The organism is Amycolatopsis pretoriensis (genome assembly GCF_900107925.1).
Lineage (GTDB): Bacteria > Actinomycetota > Actinomycetes > Mycobacteriales > Pseudonocardiaceae > Amycolatopsis > Amycolatopsis pretoriensis.
In genome coordinates this window covers 207,008-224,327 of record NZ_FNUJ01000006.1, presented here as the reverse complement: position 1 = coordinate 224,327, position 17,320 = coordinate 207,008, and the positions used below count along the sequence as shown (strand labels likewise).

General features: G+C 71.5%; 17 protein-coding genes. 14 read left to right on the top strand and 3 right to left on the bottom strand.

Going from position 1 to position 17,320, the window contains the following annotated elements:
• The first annotated feature begins 24 nt into the window (after nt 1-24).
• Entirely contained in the window at nt 25-528 is a 504-nt protein-coding gene (locus BLV96_RS27030) for a DinB family protein (RefSeq protein WP_086670216.1), read from the top strand.
• Here the strand turns inward: BLV96_RS27030 and BLV96_RS27025 are convergent.
• Both BLV96_RS27025 and BLV96_RS27020 read right to left on the bottom strand, forming a co-directional pair.
• Entirely contained in the window at nt 515-1,276 is a 762-nt protein-coding gene (locus tag BLV96_RS27025) for a DUF1295 domain-containing protein (RefSeq protein WP_208608330.1), read from the bottom strand. The genes BLV96_RS27030 and BLV96_RS27025 overlap by 14 nt on opposite strands.
• Nucleotides 1,276-2,541, bottom strand: a complete 1,266-nt coding sequence (locus tag BLV96_RS27020) for an SAM-dependent methyltransferase (RefSeq protein ID WP_086670214.1) — start codon at nt 2,539-2,541, stop codon at nt 1,276-1,278. The genes BLV96_RS27025 and BLV96_RS27020 overlap by 1 nt, the downstream gene beginning before the upstream one ends.
• An 82-nt stretch (nt 2,542-2,623) precedes the next feature.
• On the opposite strand from BLV96_RS27020, the gene BLV96_RS27015 reads away from it, so the two are divergent.
• The 11 genes from BLV96_RS27015 to BLV96_RS26965 all read left to right on the top strand — a co-directional run bounded on the left by BLV96_RS27015 (nt 2,624) and on the right by BLV96_RS26965 (nt 11,765).
• Nucleotides 2,624-3,892: an NAD(P)/FAD-dependent oxidoreductase gene (locus BLV96_RS27015; protein WP_086670212.1), complete on the top strand. Its 1,269-nt coding sequence runs from the start codon at nt 2,624-2,626 to the stop codon at nt 3,890-3,892.
• Entirely contained in the window at nt 3,886-4,620 is a 735-nt protein-coding gene (locus tag BLV96_RS27010) for a DUF1365 domain-containing protein (RefSeq protein WP_086670261.1), read from the top strand. Before BLV96_RS27015 ends, BLV96_RS27010 begins: the two co-directional genes overlap by 7 nt.
• Nucleotides 4,613-5,218, top strand: a complete 606-nt coding sequence (gene sigK / locus BLV96_RS27005; protein ID WP_086670210.1) for an ECF RNA polymerase sigma factor SigK — start codon at nt 4,613-4,615, stop codon at nt 5,216-5,218. Before BLV96_RS27010 ends, sigK begins: the two co-directional genes overlap by 8 nt.
• On the top strand, nt 5,215-5,985 hold the full coding sequence (locus BLV96_RS27000; protein WP_244180500.1) for an anti-sigma factor: 771 nt from the start codon (nt 5,215-5,217) through the stop codon (nt 5,983-5,985). Before sigK ends, BLV96_RS27000 begins: the two co-directional genes overlap by 4 nt.
• A 246-nt stretch (nt 5,986-6,231) precedes the next feature.
• Nucleotides 6,232-7,530, top strand: coding sequence for a cell division protein FtsZ (ftsZ, locus tag BLV96_RS26995; RefSeq protein WP_086670206.1), 1,299 nt, complete (start codon nt 6,232-6,234; stop codon nt 7,528-7,530).
• 76 nt (nt 7,531-7,606) lie between these two features.
• Complete coding sequence (gene pgeF / locus BLV96_RS26990; RefSeq protein ID WP_086670204.1) at nt 7,607-8,311, top strand: peptidoglycan editing factor PgeF; 705 nt, start codon at nt 7,607-7,609, stop codon at nt 8,309-8,311.
• Nucleotides 8,308-9,021, top strand: coding sequence for a YggS family pyridoxal phosphate-dependent enzyme (locus BLV96_RS26985; protein ID WP_086670202.1), 714 nt, complete (start codon nt 8,308-8,310; stop codon nt 9,019-9,021). Before pgeF ends, BLV96_RS26985 begins: the two co-directional genes overlap by 4 nt.
• 97 nt (nt 9,022-9,118) lie before the next feature.
• The gene (locus tag BLV96_RS26980; RefSeq protein ID WP_086670200.1) at nt 9,119-9,715 is read left to right on the top strand and encodes a cell division protein SepF; all 597 of its coding nucleotides are present in this window, start codon (nt 9,119-9,121) and stop codon (nt 9,713-9,715) included.
• A gap of 116 nt (nt 9,716-9,831) precedes the next feature.
• Nucleotides 9,832-10,107, top strand: coding sequence for a YggT family protein (locus BLV96_RS26975; RefSeq protein ID WP_072477845.1), 276 nt, complete (start codon nt 9,832-9,834; stop codon nt 10,105-10,107).
• Between the two features lie 53 nt (nt 10,108-10,160).
• Nucleotides 10,161-11,015 (top strand): DivIVA-like cell division protein Wag31, encoded by an 855-nt coding sequence (gene wag31, locus BLV96_RS26970; protein ID WP_086670198.1) that lies wholly within the window; start codon nt 10,161-10,163, stop codon nt 11,013-11,015.
• Nucleotides 11,016-11,138: 123 nt separating this feature from the next.
• Nucleotides 11,139-11,765 carry a hypothetical protein gene (locus BLV96_RS26965; RefSeq protein ID WP_086670197.1) on the top strand — a complete coding sequence of 209 codons (627 nt, stop codon included), beginning with the start codon at nt 11,139-11,141 and terminating at the stop codon, nt 11,763-11,765.
• On the opposite strand, the gene BLV96_RS26960 is transcribed toward BLV96_RS26965, so the two are convergent.
• A complete protein-coding gene (locus tag BLV96_RS26960; protein WP_167379745.1) occupies nt 11,710-12,507 on the bottom strand; it encodes an ArsR/SmtB family transcription factor in 798 nt (265 codons plus the stop codon). The two genes, BLV96_RS26965 and BLV96_RS26960, sit on opposite strands and share 56 nt — an antisense overlap.
• A gap of 64 nt (nt 12,508-12,571) precedes the next feature.
• Here BLV96_RS26960 and BLV96_RS26955 point away from each other — a divergent pair, with 64 nt between their 5' ends.
• Nucleotides 12,572-13,861, top strand: coding sequence for an MFS transporter (locus tag BLV96_RS26955; RefSeq protein ID WP_086670195.1), 1,290 nt, complete (start codon nt 12,572-12,574; stop codon nt 13,859-13,861).
• A 233-nt stretch (nt 13,862-14,094) separates the two neighbouring features.
• Complete coding sequence (gene ileS / locus BLV96_RS26950) at nt 14,095-17,262, top strand: isoleucine--tRNA ligase (protein ID WP_086670193.1); 3,168 nt, start codon at nt 14,095-14,097, stop codon at nt 17,260-17,262.
• The last annotated feature ends 58 nt before the right edge of the window (nt 17,263-17,320 follow it).

Here is a 17,320-nt window from a genome sequence, read left to right as displayed (position 1 = left end):
GACCCCTCTGGCAGAGTCCCGGGCATGACCAGACCCGACCGCCCGCAGGCTCCGCTCACCGGCAGCGAGCGTGAAATCCTGACCGGCCTGCTGGACCACCACCGCGCCACCGTCGCGTGGAAGGCCGGCGGGCTCACCGAAGAGCAAGCCCGCCGGGCGCACCTGCCCAGCGAACTCACGACCGTCGCCGGCCTGGTCGCGCACCTGACGCTCAACGAGGGGTTCTGGTTCGCCGTGGTCATCGACGGCGAAGAAGACACCTGGGAGGAGAAGCTCGAGCAGGACCCGGACGCCGAGTTCCGGGTCCCGCCCGGGACCACGGTCGACCAGCTGCTCGCCGACTACGAGAAGCAGTGCGCCCGCAGCCGCGAAATCATCGCCGCCCACGGCTTCGACGACGAGGTCACGCACAAGGACGAGACCTTCAACGTCCGCTGGGTCCTCACGCACATGATCGAGGAGACCGCGCGGCACGTCGGCCACCTCGACGTGCTGCGCGAGCTCACCGACGGGCTCACCGGGGAGTGACCTTCTTCGGCGGTAACGGGAAGAACCCGCTGGTGCGCTCGACGTAGTGCGCGTACGCCGGGCGCGTGCGCGCCATTCCCTTCTCCAGCATGGGTTTTCCCGTCCCGCGGGCCAGGGTGAACGTCATCGCCACGGGGGAGAGGATCGTCGCCGCGCCCGGCCACGTCGAGCACGCCAGCAGGTAGAGGCCCCACCACACGCACGCGTCGCCGAAGTAGTTCGGGTGCCGCGTGTAGCGCCACAAGCCCGTGTCGAGCACCTTCCCCTTCGACGCCGGGTCGGCCTTGAACCGGCGCAACTGCTCGTCGCCGACCGTTTCGAAGGCGAAGCCGACCGCCCACACGACCACGCCCAGCCAGCCCAGGACGCCGATGCCCGTGCCGTCCACCGCGAACTGCACCGGGAGGGAGACGAAGTACAGCACCACGGCCTGGAACAGGTAGATGCGCACGAACATCTTGAGCGGCCCGTAACCCATCCGCGCGTACCGCGGGTCCTCGGGCAGCTTGTGGTTGCGCAGGTGCAGGTGCGCCGAGAGCCGGACACCCCAGACGACCGTCAGGAGCACCACCACGAGCCGCAGCGAAAGCGGGCCGTCGCCGAAGGGGAACGCGGTGACCGCGACGATCGCGAACCCGAGCCCCCAGAACGTGTCGATCGTGTCGTAGCGCTTGCGCGCCCGCGCGATCCCGAAGGTCACGACCACCGCCACGAGCGTGACGGCGGCCGTGACGAGCAGCTGCGGCATCAGCACCACTCCCGCGTCGCCGGCATGCCGGACCGGCCGTGCTCGTCGGGGCGTACGGAAAGGATCTGGTCCACGCCCATCCGGTTCTCCTCGAACGCCAGTGCCCCACCGACCAGGTAGAGCCGCCAGACCCGCGCGCCGGTCTCGCCGATGAGCGCGACGACGTCGGCCCAGTTCTCCTCCAGGGTGTCGGCCCAGGCCCGGACCGTCCAGACGTAGTGCTCGCGCATCGCGTGCACGTCCCGGACCTCCAGGCCGGCGGTCTCCAGGTGGTCGACGGTCCGGCCCACCGGCCGCATGGTCATGTCGGGGGCGATGTACCGCTCGATGAACGCGCCGCCGCCGGGGGCGACGTTCCCGCGGGACATCTGTTGGATCAAAACCCGGCCGCCGGGCTTCACCATCTTGTGCAGCGTCGCCGCGTACGCCGGGTAGTTGACCTCGCCGACGTGCTCGCCCATCTCGATGGACGCGACCGCGTCGAACGGCGCGTCGGGCAGCTCGCGGTAGTCCTGGCGGCGCACCTCGACGCGGTCTTCGAGGTCGTGCTGGGCCAGCCGGGCGCGGATGTGCTGCAGCTGCTCGGCCGAGAGCGTGATGCCGACGGCGTGCACGCCGTGGTGCTTGGCCGCGTGGACCAGCAGCGAGCCCCAGCCGCAGCCGATGTCCAGCAGCCGCATCCCCGGGCGCAGGCCCAGCTTGCGGCAGATCATCTCGAGCTTGTCGTGCTGCGCCTGCTCGAGGCTTTGCGACTCGGAGGTGAAGTACGCGCTCGAGTAGGCCATCGACTCGTCCATGAGCAGCTGGTAGAAGGCGTTGCTCAGGTCGTAGTGGTGCGCGATGGCGGACTTGTCGCGCAGCAGGCTGTGCAGCTTGCCGGTCAGCCGGGCCTCCTCGGCGGGCGGCTTCGGCGGCGGCCCGACCACGCCCAGCGCGGCGGCGAGCCGGACGGCTTCGGCCCATTCGCGCGGGCCGAATTTCGCCCGCTTCAGCTCCCCCGAGCGGGTGAGGGCCCAGATCCGGCGGAAGCCGTCCGCCAGATCTCCCTCGACGTCGAGGTCACCGGTGACGTAGGCGCGGGCGAGACCCAGCTCACCCGGCGCGTAGAGGAGGCGGCGCAGAGCACGGCGGTTGCGCAGGACGACGGTGGGCGCGTCCACTGGGCCCACGCGGGTTCCGTCCCAGGTCCGCAGGCCGACGGGGAGCTGCCCGCCGAGGAGTTTTTCGGCGAACGAGGCGAGGCGGTGCGCGGTGCTGTTCGGCATGTCCGGGATTCGCTCTCCGCGGCGGCGTGGATTGGTTCGACCCCGATCCAATCCGAACGCGGGGCGGCCGCGAAGGACCGGTGTGGAGATCACGGGAGAACGCATCGCCGTCATCGGCAGCGGGGTGGCCGGGCTGACGGCGGCATACCTGCTGCAGCGCAAGTACGAGGTGCTGCTCTTCGAGGCGGACGACCGCCTCGGCGGGCACGCGCACACGCACGACGTGCCGAGTTCGCACGGCGGCACGATCGGCGTGGACTCCGGCTTCATCGTCCACAACGAGCGCACCTACCCGACGCTGCTGCGGCTGTTCGCCGAGCTCGGCGTGCGGACGCGCGACACCGAGATGTCGATGAGCATCCGGTGCGACGGCTGCGGCCTGCAGTACGCCGGCGCGAAGGGCCTGGCCGGGCTGTTCGCCCAGCGCGGCAACCTCGCGCGGCCCCGCTACCTGCGGATGCTCGCCGAGGTCAAGCGGTTCCACCGGCACGCGAAACGGCTGCTGGCGGCGAACGACGCCGGCGACGTCACGCTCGGCGCGTTCCTCGCCATCGGCGGCTACACGCGCTACTTCGTCGACCACTTCATGCTGCCGCTGGTCTCGACGGTCTGGTCGGCCGACCGCAGCGACACCCTCCGCTACCCGGCGCGGTACCTGTTCGAGTTCCTGCGCAACCACGGCATGCTCAGCGTCAAGAACTCGCCGGCCTGGCGGACGGTCACCGGCGGGTCCCGCGAATACGTCGAACGCGCGGCCAAGCAGCTCACCGCCGTCCACCTGTCGACGCCGGTGCGCTCGGTGCTGCGGACCGCGGGCGGCGTCGAGGTCCGCGACGACGCCGACACGCCGCACCGGGTCGACCGGGTCGTCGTCGCCACGCACGCCGACCAGGCCCTGTCCCTGCTGGCCAACCCGACCGAAGCCGAGCGCGAGGTGCTCGGCGCGTTCCGCTACTCGGCCAACGAAGCCTGGCTGCACACCGACACGAGCGTGCTGCCCTCGCTGGCCGACGCGCGCGCCGGGTGGAACTACCGCGCGCCCGTCTGCGGCGCGCCGACCGGGGCGGTCCAGGTCAGCTACGACATGAACCGCCTGATGCGCCTCGACGAGCCGACCGGGTACGTCGTCACGCTCAACCCCGGCGACGGCCCCGAAAAGGAGCACCTCGTCGCGCGGATGGAGTACGAACACCCCGTCTACACGCCGGAATCCGTTGCGGCGCAACGACGGCTGCCCGAGCTCAACGACGGCGTGCTCGCCTACGCCGGTGCCTACCACGGCTGGGGCTTCCACGAAGACGGCTGCTCGTCGGGGGCCCGCGCCGCCGAAAGCCTGGGAGTCACCTGGTGACGAACGCGCTCTACGACGCCACGGTCGCGCACGTGCGGCGGATCGACCCGCCGCACGCCTTCGCGCACCGCGTGTACCTGTGGCGCGTCGATCTCGACGACCTGCCGCGGCTGCCGTGGTGGCTGCGGCCGTTCGCCGGGTTCGACGCCCGCGACCACTTCGTCGCGGGCGATCCGCGCGGGATCCGGGAGAAGCTGGACGGATGGCTGGCCGAGCGCGGTGTCGACCTGGGCGGCGGGAAGGTCGTCATGCTCGCCGCGGCGCGCGTGCTCGGGTACGTGTTCAACCCGATCAGCGTCTACTGGTGCCACGACCCGGACGGCCGCCTGGAGTGCGTCGTCGCCGAGGTGCACAACACCTACGGCGGCCGGCACGCCTACCTGCTGCGGCCCGACGAAGCCGGCCTCGCCCGCGCGGCCAAGGAGTTCTACGTCTCGCCGTTCCAGGAGCTGGACGGCGAGTACCGGATGCGCCTGCCCCACCCGGAAGCGTTGCTCGACCTCACGGTGGCGTTGCGCCGCGGGAACTCGACGCCGTTGGTCGCTACGCTGCGGGGAGTTCGCCGCCCGGTGAACCCGCGGTGGCTGGCCCGGCTCGTCCTGGCCCGGCCGCTGCTCCCGCAGCGGGTGTCCGCGCTGATCCGCCGCCACGGCGTCGCGTTGTGGCTGCGCAAGGCCGCGGTCGTGCCGCGCACCCCGCAGACCGCCGGAGGACAGCTGCATGGATGAGCAGGCTCGCCCGCGCCCTGTCGCGCCGGTGCCCGCCGAAGTGCCGGCGGGGCCGACGGCCGAAGAGCTCATGGTGCGCGTCGCGAAGGGCGACGAGCGGGCCTTCGAGCTGCTCTACGACCAGCTCGCCGGGCCGATCTTCGGGCTCGTCCGGCGGATCGTGCGCGATGCGGCGCAGTCCGAAGAGGTCGCCCAGGAGGTGCTCGTCGAGCTGTGGCGCACCGCGACGCGGTACGCCCCCGACAAGGGCTCGGCGCTGAACTGGGCGATGACCCTGGCGCACCGCCGCGCGGTCGACCGCGTCCGCTCGGCGCGCGCCAGCACCGAGCGCGAGCAGAAGGCGACTTTCGAAGCCGCCCGCGGCCGCCCGTTCGACGAGGTCGCCGAGTCCGTCACCGCCCGGCTCGAACGCTCCCAGGTGCGCCGGTGCCTGTCCTTCCTGACCGATCTGCAGCGCGAGTCCGTGCTGCTCGCCTACTACCAGGGCTATACGTATCGCGAGGTGGCCGAAGTGCTGTCGACGCCGCAGGGAACCATCAAGACGCGGCTGCGGGACGGGCTGATCCGCCTGCGGGACTGCCTGGGGGTGACCGCTTGAGCACGCCCGAAATGCACACCCTGGCCGGCGCCTTCGCCCTCGACGCGGTCAACGACGTCGAGCGCGCGGAGTTCGCTCGCCACCTGGAGCAGTGCGACTCCTGCGCCCAGGAGGTCGCCGAGCTGCGCGCGACCGCGGCCCGGCTCGGCTCGGCGATGGCCGAGGACCCGCCGCCGGAGTTCAAGGACCGCGTCATGGCGGCCATGCACGCCACCCGCCAGCTGCCCCCGCGCACGCGCCCCGGCGCGCACGAGCGGTCGCGCCGCTCGGCGCGGGCGCCGCGCTGGGCGGTGGTCGTGGCGGCCGCGGCGGCCGTCGTCGGGCTCGCCGCCGGCGGCGTCTTCGGCGGCATCGCGCTCACGCAGCAGCAGGAGCTGCAGTCCGCGCAAAGCCGGCTCGACCAGGCACGGGACCGCTACGAGCCGGTGGCGGCGCTGCTCGCCGCGCCGGACGCGAAGACCGCGCACGGCGAGGCCCCCGGCGGCGGCGGGGTGACGGTCATCCTGTCGAAGTCCCTGGACCGCGTGATGGTGATGGACGCCGGGCTGCCGGCGCAGCCGGGCGGGAAGGTCTACGAGGCCTGGCTGATCACCGGCACCGCCCCGCCGAAGTCGGCCGGGGTGATCGCCGCGTCCGACGACGGCGGCCTGGTCGTGGCCCAGGGGATCGGGAACGCCGACCACCTCGCGGTGAGCGTCGAACAGGCCGGCGGTTCGCCCAGCGGGGCACCCACCGACGTGCTCATGAGCATGCCCGCACCGGCCTGAACTCACCCGCTATAGCAGATCGGGCCGGGGCGGTGTTCGCGGCTCCTCGCTCTTGCGCGCTCGAACGTGTTGTGGCAAAACACCTTTGCGACACACGGCGTGCCTACTGGATTAGAGCGTGCCTGGTGCCTACCGTCCTGCCTAACGTCGGCAAGTTGACATAACTCTCGATCTGGGGTTGAGGTCGAGAGTTGATCACCCGGCCGGCGGGCTGTACGGGCACAACGATCAGGAAGGCGGACTTCGATGACGCCCCCGCACAACTACCTTGCGGTGATCAAGGTGGTCGGCATCGGCGGTGGCGGCGTGAACGCCGTGAACCGCATGATCGAGGTCGGCCTCAAGGGTGTCGAGTTCATCGCGGTGAACACCGACGCCCAGGCACTGCTCATGTCCGACGCCGACGTCAAGCTCGACATCGGCCGCGAACTCACCCGGGGCCTCGGCGCGGGCGCCGCCCCCGAGGTCGGCCAGAAGGCCGCCGAGGACCACCGCGAAGAGATCGAAGAGGTCATCAAGGGCGCCGACATGGTGTTCGTGACGGCCGGCGAAGGCGGCGGCACCGGCACCGGTGGCGCCCCGGTCGTGGCGCAGATCGCCCGCAAGCTGGGCGCGCTGACCATCGGCGTCGTGACGCGCCCGTTCACCTTCGAGGGCAAGCGCCGCGGCAAGCAGGCCGAAGACGGCATCCAGCAGCTGCGCAACGAGTGCGACACGCTGATCGTGATCCCGAACGACCGGCTGCTGCAGCTCGGCGACATCGGCGTGTCCCTGATGGACGCGTTCCGCTCCGCGGACGAGGTGCTGCTGTCCGGTGTCCAGGGCATCACCGACCTGATCACCACCCCGGGCCTGATCAACCTCGACTTCGCCGACGTGAAGAGCGTCATGTCCGGCGCGGGCTCCGCGCTGATGGGCATCGGGTCGGCCAGGGGAGAAGGCCGGGCCATCCAGGCGGCGGAGAAGGCGATCAACTCGCCGCTGCTGGAGGCGTCGATGGACGGGGCGCACGGCGCGCTGCTGTCCATCGCGGGCGGCTCCGACCTGGGCCTGTTCGAGATCAACGAGGCCGCCTCGCTGGTGCAGGAGTCCGCGCACCCGGACGCCAACATCATCTTCGGCACGATCATCGACGACTCCCTCGGCGACGAGGTCCGCGTCACGGTGATCGCGGCCGGCTTCGACGCGGGCGCGCCGACCCACAAGAAGCTCGACCCGCCGGCGTTCGGCTCCCGGACGTCGGGGACGACGGCGTCGGCCTCGGCCGGCCAGGTCTCGAACCCGCCGACCCCGCCGTCGGGCGCGACCCCGGTACCGCCGGCGGGCAGCTCCGGCTACCCGGTCGCGCCGCCGCGGTCGCACTCGCCGCTGCCGTCGGCGTCCGGCCAGAACACCGGCGGGCTCCCGCAGCCCGGCGGCGGTTCGCGCGGCTACTCGCCGCTGGGGTCCAACGCCACCCAGGGCAGCCTGCCGGGCCGCGCGATGCCGGTGCACGACGACCCGTCGGACGACGAGGTCGACGTCCCGCCGTTCATGCGGCGCTAGCAGCCACCACACCGAAGGCCACCGCCCGCGAACTAGAGTCGTGGGCGGTGGCCTTCAGTGACGTTCAGGAGGATTCGTGCGGGTTCGGCGAGTGGTCACGACCAGAGCGGGTGGCGCGTCCCGGCCGCCCTACGACACCTTCAACCTGGGTGACCACGTCGGTGACGACGAAGGGAACGTCTTCGCCAACCGCAAGCGGCTCGCGGCCGAGCTGGGGCTGGCCGAGGACAAGCTGGCCTGGATGGAACAGGTCCACGGCCGCACGGCGACCACAGTGGACGGTTCGGAAACGAAAGCCGCCGAGGCGACCGACGCCCTGGTGACCGCGACCCCGGGCGTGGCGCTCGTGGTGCTCGTCGCCGACTGCGTCCCCATCCTGCTCGCCGACGCCGAGGCCGGGGTGGTCTCGGCGGTGCACGCCGGGCGGGTCGGCACGCGTGTCGGCGTCGTCCCGGCCGCCGTCAAGGCCATGGAAGAGGCGGGTGCCGAGGCCGGCCGGATCGAAGCGCTGCTCGGCCCGGCCATCTGCGGTGACTGCTACGAAGTCCCCGCCGACATGGCCGCCGACGTCGAGAAGCACGTCCCGGGCAGCGCCTGCAAGACCCGCCAGGGCACGCCCGGCCTCGACCTGCGCGCCGGGCTCTGGCGGCAGCTCGCCGACCTCGGCGTCGGCAAGATCGGCGTCGACCCGCGGTGCACCAACGAGGACAAGACGCTCTTCAGCTACCGCCGCGACGGCACGACCGGGCGGATCGCCGGGATCACCTGGGTCGAGGCATGACCGCGGGCCGGAAGGCCGAGCTGGCCGCGAACCTCGCCGAGGTCGAAGCCCGGATCGCCGCCGCCTGCCGGGCCGCCGGGCGCGCCCGGGACGAGGTCAAGCTGATCGCGATCACCAAGACCTTCCCGGCGTCCGACGCCGCGTTGCTCGCCGAACTCGGCGTCACCGACGTCGGCGAGAACCGCGACCAGGAGGCCGCCCCGAAAGCCGCCGAGGTCCCCGGGCTGCGCTGGCACATGGTCGGCCGGCTGCAGCGCAACAAGGCACGGTCCGTCGTCGGGTGGGCACACGAAGTGCAGTCCCTCGATTCGGCCCGGCTCGCCGACGCGCTCGCGAAGGCGGTGCGTGCGGCTCGGGACGCGCAGATACGTGACGAACCCCTCGACGTGCTGATCCAGGCCAGCCTCGACGACGACCCGGAACGCGGCGGCTGCCCGCTCGACGAGCTGGGCGCGCTCGCCGAGCTTGTCACTCACACGGGTGAACTGCGGCTACGTGGCCTGATGGCCGTCGCACCGCTCGGCGCCGACCCCGCGGCGGCCTTCGAACGGCTCGCTCGCGCCGGTGAGGGCCTCCGTAAAGATCACCCGAATGCCGCAGAAGTCTCCGCCGGGATGAGCCATGATCTCGAGCAGGCGATCACGCACGGCTCGACCTGTGTGCGTGTCGGAACCGCGTTGCTCGGTGGACGCGGTTTAGCCTCGCCGTAGGGAGCCTGTACGCGGTCACGTTTAGTGGTCGGCCGTACGGGGCACTGACGGCGTGGAACATGAGTCGGTGCGGGAGCGGCTAGGGCTAGGGAGAGGCATGAGCGCGCTGCAGAAGCTGAAGGCCTACTTCGGGATGGTGCCCGCGGACGACGACGGCTACGACGACGGGGACGACTACCGGCGCGGTTACGACGACGACTACGACTCCTACGAGGAGCCGGCGCCGCGGTCGTCCCGCTCACGGTACCGCGACGTCGACGACACGTACGACGAGCCCGTCAGCCGCAGCCGGTCACGCTCAGTGGCCGCCGCCGAGCCTGCTGTTCACGGCGCCCTCGCGATCGACCGGCAGCCGGAGCCCGTGGCGCGCCTGCGCCCGGTCACCGAGCCTGTCCGGCCGCCGCTGCGTGACCCGCTGAGCCGGATCACGACGCTGCACCCGACGAGCTACGTCGAGGCGCGGGCGATCGGCGAGCACTACCGCGAGGGCATCCCGGTGATCATCAACCTCACCGAGATGGAGAACGCGGACGCCAAGCGGCTCGTCGACTTCGCCGCCGGGCTGGCGTTCGCCCTCCGCGGGTCGATGGACAAGGTCACCAACAAGGTGTTCCTTCTCTCACCGCCCGATGTGGACGTCACCGCCGAAGACCGTCGGCGGATTGCCGAGGGCGGATTATTCCTGCGCGGCTGAAGTCGCGGTTACCGCTGAGCGCAAGCAGACGTGATTTTGTCGACCCGATCCGGCGTCGACCCCCTCAGGCAGCGTCTTCTGCGGAGGCGCATGGTTAGAGTAGGTATGTGGAAGCTGTGTGGCTGGTCGTCTGGTACGTGCTGTTCGCCTTCTGGCTGCTGCTGACGGCGCGGATCGTGATCGAACTCGTCCGGACCTTCGCGCGTGAGTGGCATCCGGCCGGGGGGGTTGCGGTGACGCTCGAGACCATCTACACAGTGACGGACCCGCCGGTTCGCCTGTTCAGACGAATCATTCCGATGGTTCGAATCGGCGGCGTGGGACTGGACTTGTCGATTATGGTTCTGCTGCTGGTTGTGTTCTTCGCGATGCAACTGGCGACTCCAAGTTGATCGGGGAAGAACTTGGAGGGACCTGCAGGCCATGGAGTGCGTGAGGTGATCTGATGTCGTTGACCCCCGCTGACGTGCACAACGTCGCGTTCAGCAAGCCGCCCATCGGCAAGAGGGGCTACAACGAGGACGAGGTGGACGCGTTCCTCGACCTGGTGGAGACCGAGCTGGCCCGCTTGATCGAGGACAACAACGAGCTGCGCCAGCAGATGGAGCAGCTCGACGCCGAGCTCGAGTCGACTCGTGGCGAGCTCGAGAACGCCAAGGCGAACGTCGGCGCGCCCCCGATGCGCGAAGAGCCGTCCCGGCGCCTCGCGCCGGTGCCGCCACCGCAGTCCGCCATGGAGCAGACCCAGGCGCACTCGATGGTCGGCGACAGCGCCGAGCCGAACGTGCAGGCCGCCAAGGTCCTGGGCCTGGCCCAGGAGATGGCCGACCGGCTGACCGCCGAGGCGAAGACCGAGTCCGACGGGATGCTGGCCGAGGCCCGCACCAAGTCCGAGCAGCTGCTCTCGGACGCCCGGGCGAAGTCCGACTCGATGGTCAACGAGGCGCGCACGCGCGTCGACACGATGCTGAACGACGCGCGGACCCGGGCCGAGACGCTGGAGCGCCAGGCGCGCGACAAGGCGACGACGCTCGAGCGCGAGTCGCAGCGGAAGTACACCGAGACGATGAACAGCCTCAACGCCGAGAAGGGCGGGCTGGGCAAGAAGATCGAAGAGCTGCGCACGATCGAGCGGGAGTACCGCACGCGACTGCGCGGGTTCCTCGAGTCCCAGCTGCGCGAGCTCGACGACCGCGGTTCCGCGGCCCCCGCGTCGGCGTCCTCGAACTCCGGGCAGTCGTCCGGTTCCTCGAGCGGCGGCCAGGGCTACTCGTTCGGCCCGCGGGCCGAAGCCGGCTGAGTTCCGATCCCGAGCCTGCCCCGCCGACCCGGTCGGCGGGGCAGGCCACGGTTCGGAGTCGATCCCATACCGCACGTGGGCGGGTCGGCGGACGATCTTGCCCCGTTCGTGCTGTAATTCAGCGTGCTTTACATCGTGCTGGTCCTGGTACTGGCGGCTCTGGGGTTGCTCGTCACCGCGCTCATCACCGCGTCCTCGCTGTGGGCCTGGGTTTCCATCGGCCTCTCGGTGCTCGCGGGGCTGATCCTGGTCGCCGACTGGCTGCGCCGCCGTCGCCGGTCCACCGCGCCCGCTCCGGCTTCGGCCGAACCCGAAGCCGAGGCCGAGCCGGCTCCCGCCGATGAACCTGAACCGGCCGCGGCCGAACCAGCGGAGAAACCGGCCGAGGAAGAGCAGACCGTCCTCATCCCGGCGGCCGGCGACCTCGGCGACCCGGCCGACACGCCCGAACCCGAGCCAGAGCCCGAGCCGGCTTCGGCCGAAGAAGAACCAGCCGAAGCCGAAGCCGAGTCCGGCACCGAGGGTGAGCCGGGCGAAGAAGAGACGACGGCGGCCGACATCGCCGTCCTGGCCGACCTCGAGGACGAGGTCGTCGTGGTCGACGAACACCCGCGCTACCACCTGAGAACCTGCATCTGGCTGGGCAGCCGCGACACGATCCCGATCGGCGTCGGCGAAGCCCGCCAGCTCGGCTTCACCCCGTGCGACCGCTGCAGCCCCGACGCCACCCTGGTGGCCGCGCACCGCTAAGCGGCGAGGTCGTCCAAGCCCAGGTGGTCGCCAGCGCCCGCGCTCCTTCCGGCGTCAGCCGCACCGCGCGGTGCGCCTGCCCACGCCGGCGCACCCAGCCCGCCTCCACGAACCGCGTCGCGACCGCCGCGCCCAGCGCGCCCGCCAGGTGGTGACGCTGCTCGCTCCAGTCCAGGCAGAACTTCAGCAGCGGCCGGCGTCCCGCCGCCACGGCGTCCAGGTCCACGCCCAGCTCACCGAACACCGCGCCCGCCGCCGGACCCAGCGTGTACGGGTGTTCGCGCAGCGGAGCCGAAATCCGGTCGCCCGGTCGCCGTCGCGTGTCCGATGCGCCGGACAGCGCGCCCCGATCGAGCAACGCCGACGTCACCGCCACCCCGAGCCGGCCCGCCAGGTGGTCGTAGCACGTCCGGGCCGTCCGCAACGCCTCCGCCCGCGTTCCTTCGCGCAGCGACGACACCGGTTGTGCCGGCGAGAACCGCGCCAGCGTCTCCATCAGCTCCGCGGTGTCCGGGCCGGCCAGCCGGTAGAACCGGTGCCGGCCCGACTTCTCCGCGACGACCAGCCCCGCGTCCCGCAGCTTCGCCAGGTGCGCGCTGACGCCCGGCGCGGACAGCCGGGCCTCGGCCGCCAGCACGGACGCGGCCAGCGCGCGGCCGTCGGCCAGCGCCAGCAGCACGCGGACCCGCGCCGGGTCCGCGAACAGCGCCGCGGTGCGGGCGATGTCGGCGTCGCCTTCCATGCCTCCAGGATGCCCCCGGCACACTTCCACCGCGACGGAAGCGTCCGCGCGGTCCACTGGGGACATGCTCCTGTTCACCATGTGCGCCGGGATGTTCCTGGTGCAGCTCGACGTCACGGTCGTCAACGTCGCCCTGCCCAGCATCGGCACCGACCTGGGCGCGGGCCTCGCCGCGCTGCAGTGGGTGGTCGACGGCTACGCGGTCGTCCTGGCCGCGCTGCTGCTCACCGGCGGCGCGCTCGGTGACGTCTTCGGCCACCGCCGGGTCGTCCTCGCGGGCTTCGCGCTCTTCGGCGCCGCGTCGGCCGCGTGCGGGGTCGCCGGCACCGCGCCGTGGCTCGTCGCCGCGCGCGCCGGGCAGGGCCTGGGTGCCGCGTTGCTGCTGCCCGGCACCCTCGCGGTGATCACGAACGCCTACCCGGGACGCGCCGAGCGCGCCCGGGCCCTCGGGATCTGGGCCGGGGTGTCGGCGCTGGCGCTCTCGGCGGGCCCGGTGCTGGGTGGCGCGGTCGTCGCCGCGGCCGGCTGGCGGCCGGTGTTCTGGCTCAACGTCCCCATCGTGCTGGTGGCCGCCCTCGCGACCCGGCGGCTCGTGCCGCGCGGCGACCGCGGGCCCGGGCGGGTCGACGTCGGCGGCATCGCGACGGCCGCGCCCGCGCTCGGCGCCGGGGTCTACGCGGTCATCGGCGGGAGCCTGGTCGCCGGGCTGGTGGCAGTGGTCCTGCTGGCCGCGTTCCTGGTCGTCGAACACCGCTCGGCGCACCCGATGCTGCCCCTGGACGTCGCCCGGCGGACGGCGGCGGCGAACTTCGTCGCGGCGGCGATGAACTTCGCCGGCATCGGCGCCATCCTCGTGCTGACGCTGTACCTGCAGGGCGTCCGGCACGCCGGGCCACTCGAAGCCGGGCTCGAAGTGCTGCCGCTGTTCCTCCCGCTGTCGGTGCTGGCGCCGGTCGCGGGCCGGCTGGCCGGCCGCTTCGGGCCGCGGCCGCCGATGGTCGCCGGGCTGGCCCTCGGCGCGCTCGGCATGCTGAACCTGCTGCGGCTCAACGGAAGCAGCGGCTACGCGGACCTCCTGCCGACGCTGCTCGGGCTCGGCGTGGGGATGGGCCTGCTGACGACGGCGGTCGTGACGGCCGCCGTCGCCGGCATCCCGCCCGGACGCGCCGGCGTCGCGAGCGGCATCAACAACACCGCCCGCCAGGCCGGCGGCGCGCTCGGCGTGGCGGTGCTCGGCGCCGAAGACCTCCACGTGGCCGGCCTGATCGCCGCCGTGTTGTGGCTCGTCGCGATCGGCGTGACGCTGACCGGCGTACGTGCCCCTCGTGACAACCCGGTTGCGCGGGCCGGTTAACCTGGTATCAGCAAGGCGTCGATCCGGCCATCACCGGGGAGCCTCCGGAAGAACCGAGCTTCACCGCTCTCAGTAGAACCGGACGGGTGCGGCCCGTGACAGCCGTCAACGAAGCGGCCTGTGCGAGCAGGCAAGCGGGGTGGTACCGCGGTGCGCCGCCAGGCGTTTCGTCCCCGTGTGGGTGACCGGGAACCGGTCGTCCGTACGAGAGCGACGAACCGAGGAGCACCGGGATGTACCCCCAGGCCCAACTGGACGACGGCGCGGGCGTTCCGTCGCAGCCGTCCTTCCCCGCGCTGGAGAAGCAGGTCCTCGCCTACTGGGAGACGGACCGGACGTTCCAGGCGACCATCGACACGCGCCCGGCCGGCGAGCACGGCGACAACGAGTACGTCTTCTACGACGGCCCGCCCTTCGCCAACGGCCTCCCGCACTACGGCCACCTGCTCACCGGGTACGTCAAGGACCTGGTGCCGCGTTACCAGACCATGAAGGGCCGCAAGGTCGAGCGCCGCTTCGGCTGGGACACCCACGGCCTGCCCGCGGAGCTCGAGGCGATGCGCCAGCTCGGCATCACCGAGACGTCCGAGATCGAAGAGATGGGCATCGCGAAGTTCAACGCGGCTTCGCAGGAGTCCGTCCTCCGCTACACCGACGAGTGGCGCGACTACGTCACCCGCCAGGCGCGCTGGGTCGACTTCGACAACGACTACAAGACCCTCGACGTCACGTACATGGAGTCGGTGCTGTGGGCGTTCAAACGCCTGTGGGACAAGGGACTCGTCTACGAGGGCTACCGCGTCCTGCCGTACTGCTGGCGTGACGCGACGCCGCTGTCCAACCACGAGCTGGGCATGGACGCCGACGTCTACCGCAACCGGCAGGACCCGGCCGTCACGGTCGGTTTCCGGTTGCAGGGCAACGAGAACGATCTCGACGGCACCTACCTGCTGATCTGGACGACGACGCCGTGGACGCTGCCGTCGAACCTCGCGACCGCGGTGCACCCCGAGGTGGACTACGTCGTCGTCGAGAGCGAAAGCCAGCCTGGCAAGCGGTTCCTGCTCGCCGAAGCGCGCGTCGCCGCGTACGCGCGTGAACTCGGCGAAGAGCCGACGGTCGTCGCGCGCTACACCGGTTCGCAGCTGCTCGGCACCCGCTACGCCCCGCCGTTCCCGTACTTCACCGGCACCGAGAACGCGCACCAGGTGCTGGCCGCCGACTACGTCACCACCGACGACGGCACCGGGATCGTCCACATCGCCCCGGCCTACGGTGCCGACGACAAGGTCGTCACCGACGCCGCCGGCATCCCGCCGGTCACGCCGGTCGACGCGCACGGCAAGTTCGACGCGACAGTGCCGGACTACGAGGGCCAGCAGGTCTTCGACGCCAACCCGAACATCGTGCGGGACCTCAAGAACGGCACGGGATCGGCCGGGCAGCAGGGCGCCGTGCTGCTGCGCCACGAGACCTACGACCACAGCTACCCGCACTGCTGGCGCTGCCGCAACCCGCTGATCTACCGCGCGGTCTCGTCGTGGTTCGTCGCGGTGACGCAGTTCAAGGACCGGATGGTCGAGCTCAACCAGCAGATCACCTGGTACCCGGAGAACGTCAAGGACGGCCAGTTCGGGAAGTGGCTGGAGAACGCCATCGACTGGTCGATCTCCCGCAACCGCTACTTCGGCACGCCGATCCCGGTGTGGCAGTCCGACGACCCCGAGCACCCGCGCACCGACGTCTACGGCTCGCTCGACGAGCTGGAGGCGGACTTCGGCGTGCGGCTGGACAACCTGCACCGGCCCTACATCGACGAGCTGACCCGGCCGAACCCGGACGACCCGACCGGCAAGTCCACCATGCGCCGCGTGCCGGACGTCCTCGACGTCTGGTTCGACTCCGGCTCGATGCCGTACGCCCAGGTGCACTACCCGTTCGAGAACGCCGAGTGGTTCGAGCACCACTACCCGAGCGACTTCATCGTCGAGTACATCGGGCAGACGCGCGGCTGGTTCTACCTGCTGCACGTGCTCGCGACGGCGCTGTTCGACCGGCCCGCGTTCCGCACCTGCGTGTCGCACGGCATCGTGCTCGGCTCGGACGGCGCGAAGATGTCCAAGTCGCTGCGCAACTACCCGGACGTCAACGAGGTCTTCGAGCGCGACGGCTCCGACGCCATGCGCTGGTACCTGATGGCGAGCCCGATCCTGCGCGGCGGCAACCTGGTCGTCACCGACAAGGGCATCCGCGACGCCGTCCGCCAGGCCGTGCTGCCGCTGTGGAACTCGTACTACTTCCTCGCGCTGTACGCCAACGCCGAAGGCGTGGAAGGCAAGTGGCGCACGGATTCGCCGAACGTGCTCGACCGGTACGTCCTGGCGAAGACGCACGAGCTCGTCACCGACGTCGAGTACGCGATGGACCACTACGACGTCGCCGGCGCGTGCCAGACCGTGCGGGACTTCCTCGAGGTCCTCACGAACTGGTACGTCCGCCGCTCGCGCGACCGCTTCTGGGCGGGCGACCAGGACGCCATCGACACGCTGCACACCGTGCTGGAGGTGACTTCGCGGGTGACGGCGCCGCTGCTGCCGCTCACCACCGAGGTCGTCTGGCGCGGCCTCACCGGCGGCCGCTCGGTGCACCTGGCCGACTGGCCGAACGCGAACGACCTGCCCGCGGACGCGGCGCTCGTCACCGCGATGGACCGGGTGCGGCAGGTGGCGTCCTCGGCGCTGTCGCTGCGCAAGGCGAACAAGCTGCGCGTGCGGCTGCCGCTGTCGTCGCTGGTCGTGGCGGCCGAGGACGCTTCTTCGCTGACGCCGTTCGCCGACATCCTGCGGGACGAGGTGAACGTCAAGGCGGTCGAGCTGACCACCGACGTCGCCGCGCACGGCGGGTTCGAGGTCGCGGTCAACGCCCGCGCGGCCGGCCCGCGCCTGGGCAAGGACGTCCAGACCGTGATCAAGGCCGTCAAGGCGGGCGACTGGTCGTTCCAGGGCGGCGCCGTCGTCGCGGCGGGCATCACGCTGCGCGAAGGCGAGTTCGAGCGCCGGCTGGTCGCCAAGGGCGGCGGCGCGGCGGCCGAACTGCCCGGCGGCTCCGGGCTGGTCCTCATCGACACCGAGGTGACGCCGGAACTGGCGGCCGAAGGCCTGGTCCGCGACCTGATCCGGGTCGTGCAACAGGCCCGCCGCGACGCCGGGCTCGACGTCGCCGACCGGATCGCGCTGACCGTGGACGCGCCTTCCGACGTCGTCGAGGCGGCCCGGACGCACGAGAAGTTCCTCGCGTCGGAGACCCTGGCGACGTCGGTGACGTACGACGCGGTCGCCGACGGCTCCGCCGGCACGGTCGGCGATGGCACGAAGGTGACGGTTTCGGTCGCGAAAGCCTGACGGACTGCCGTGGGTGACCGGTAAGATCGGCCGGTCACCCACGGCGGTGGCGTTCCTT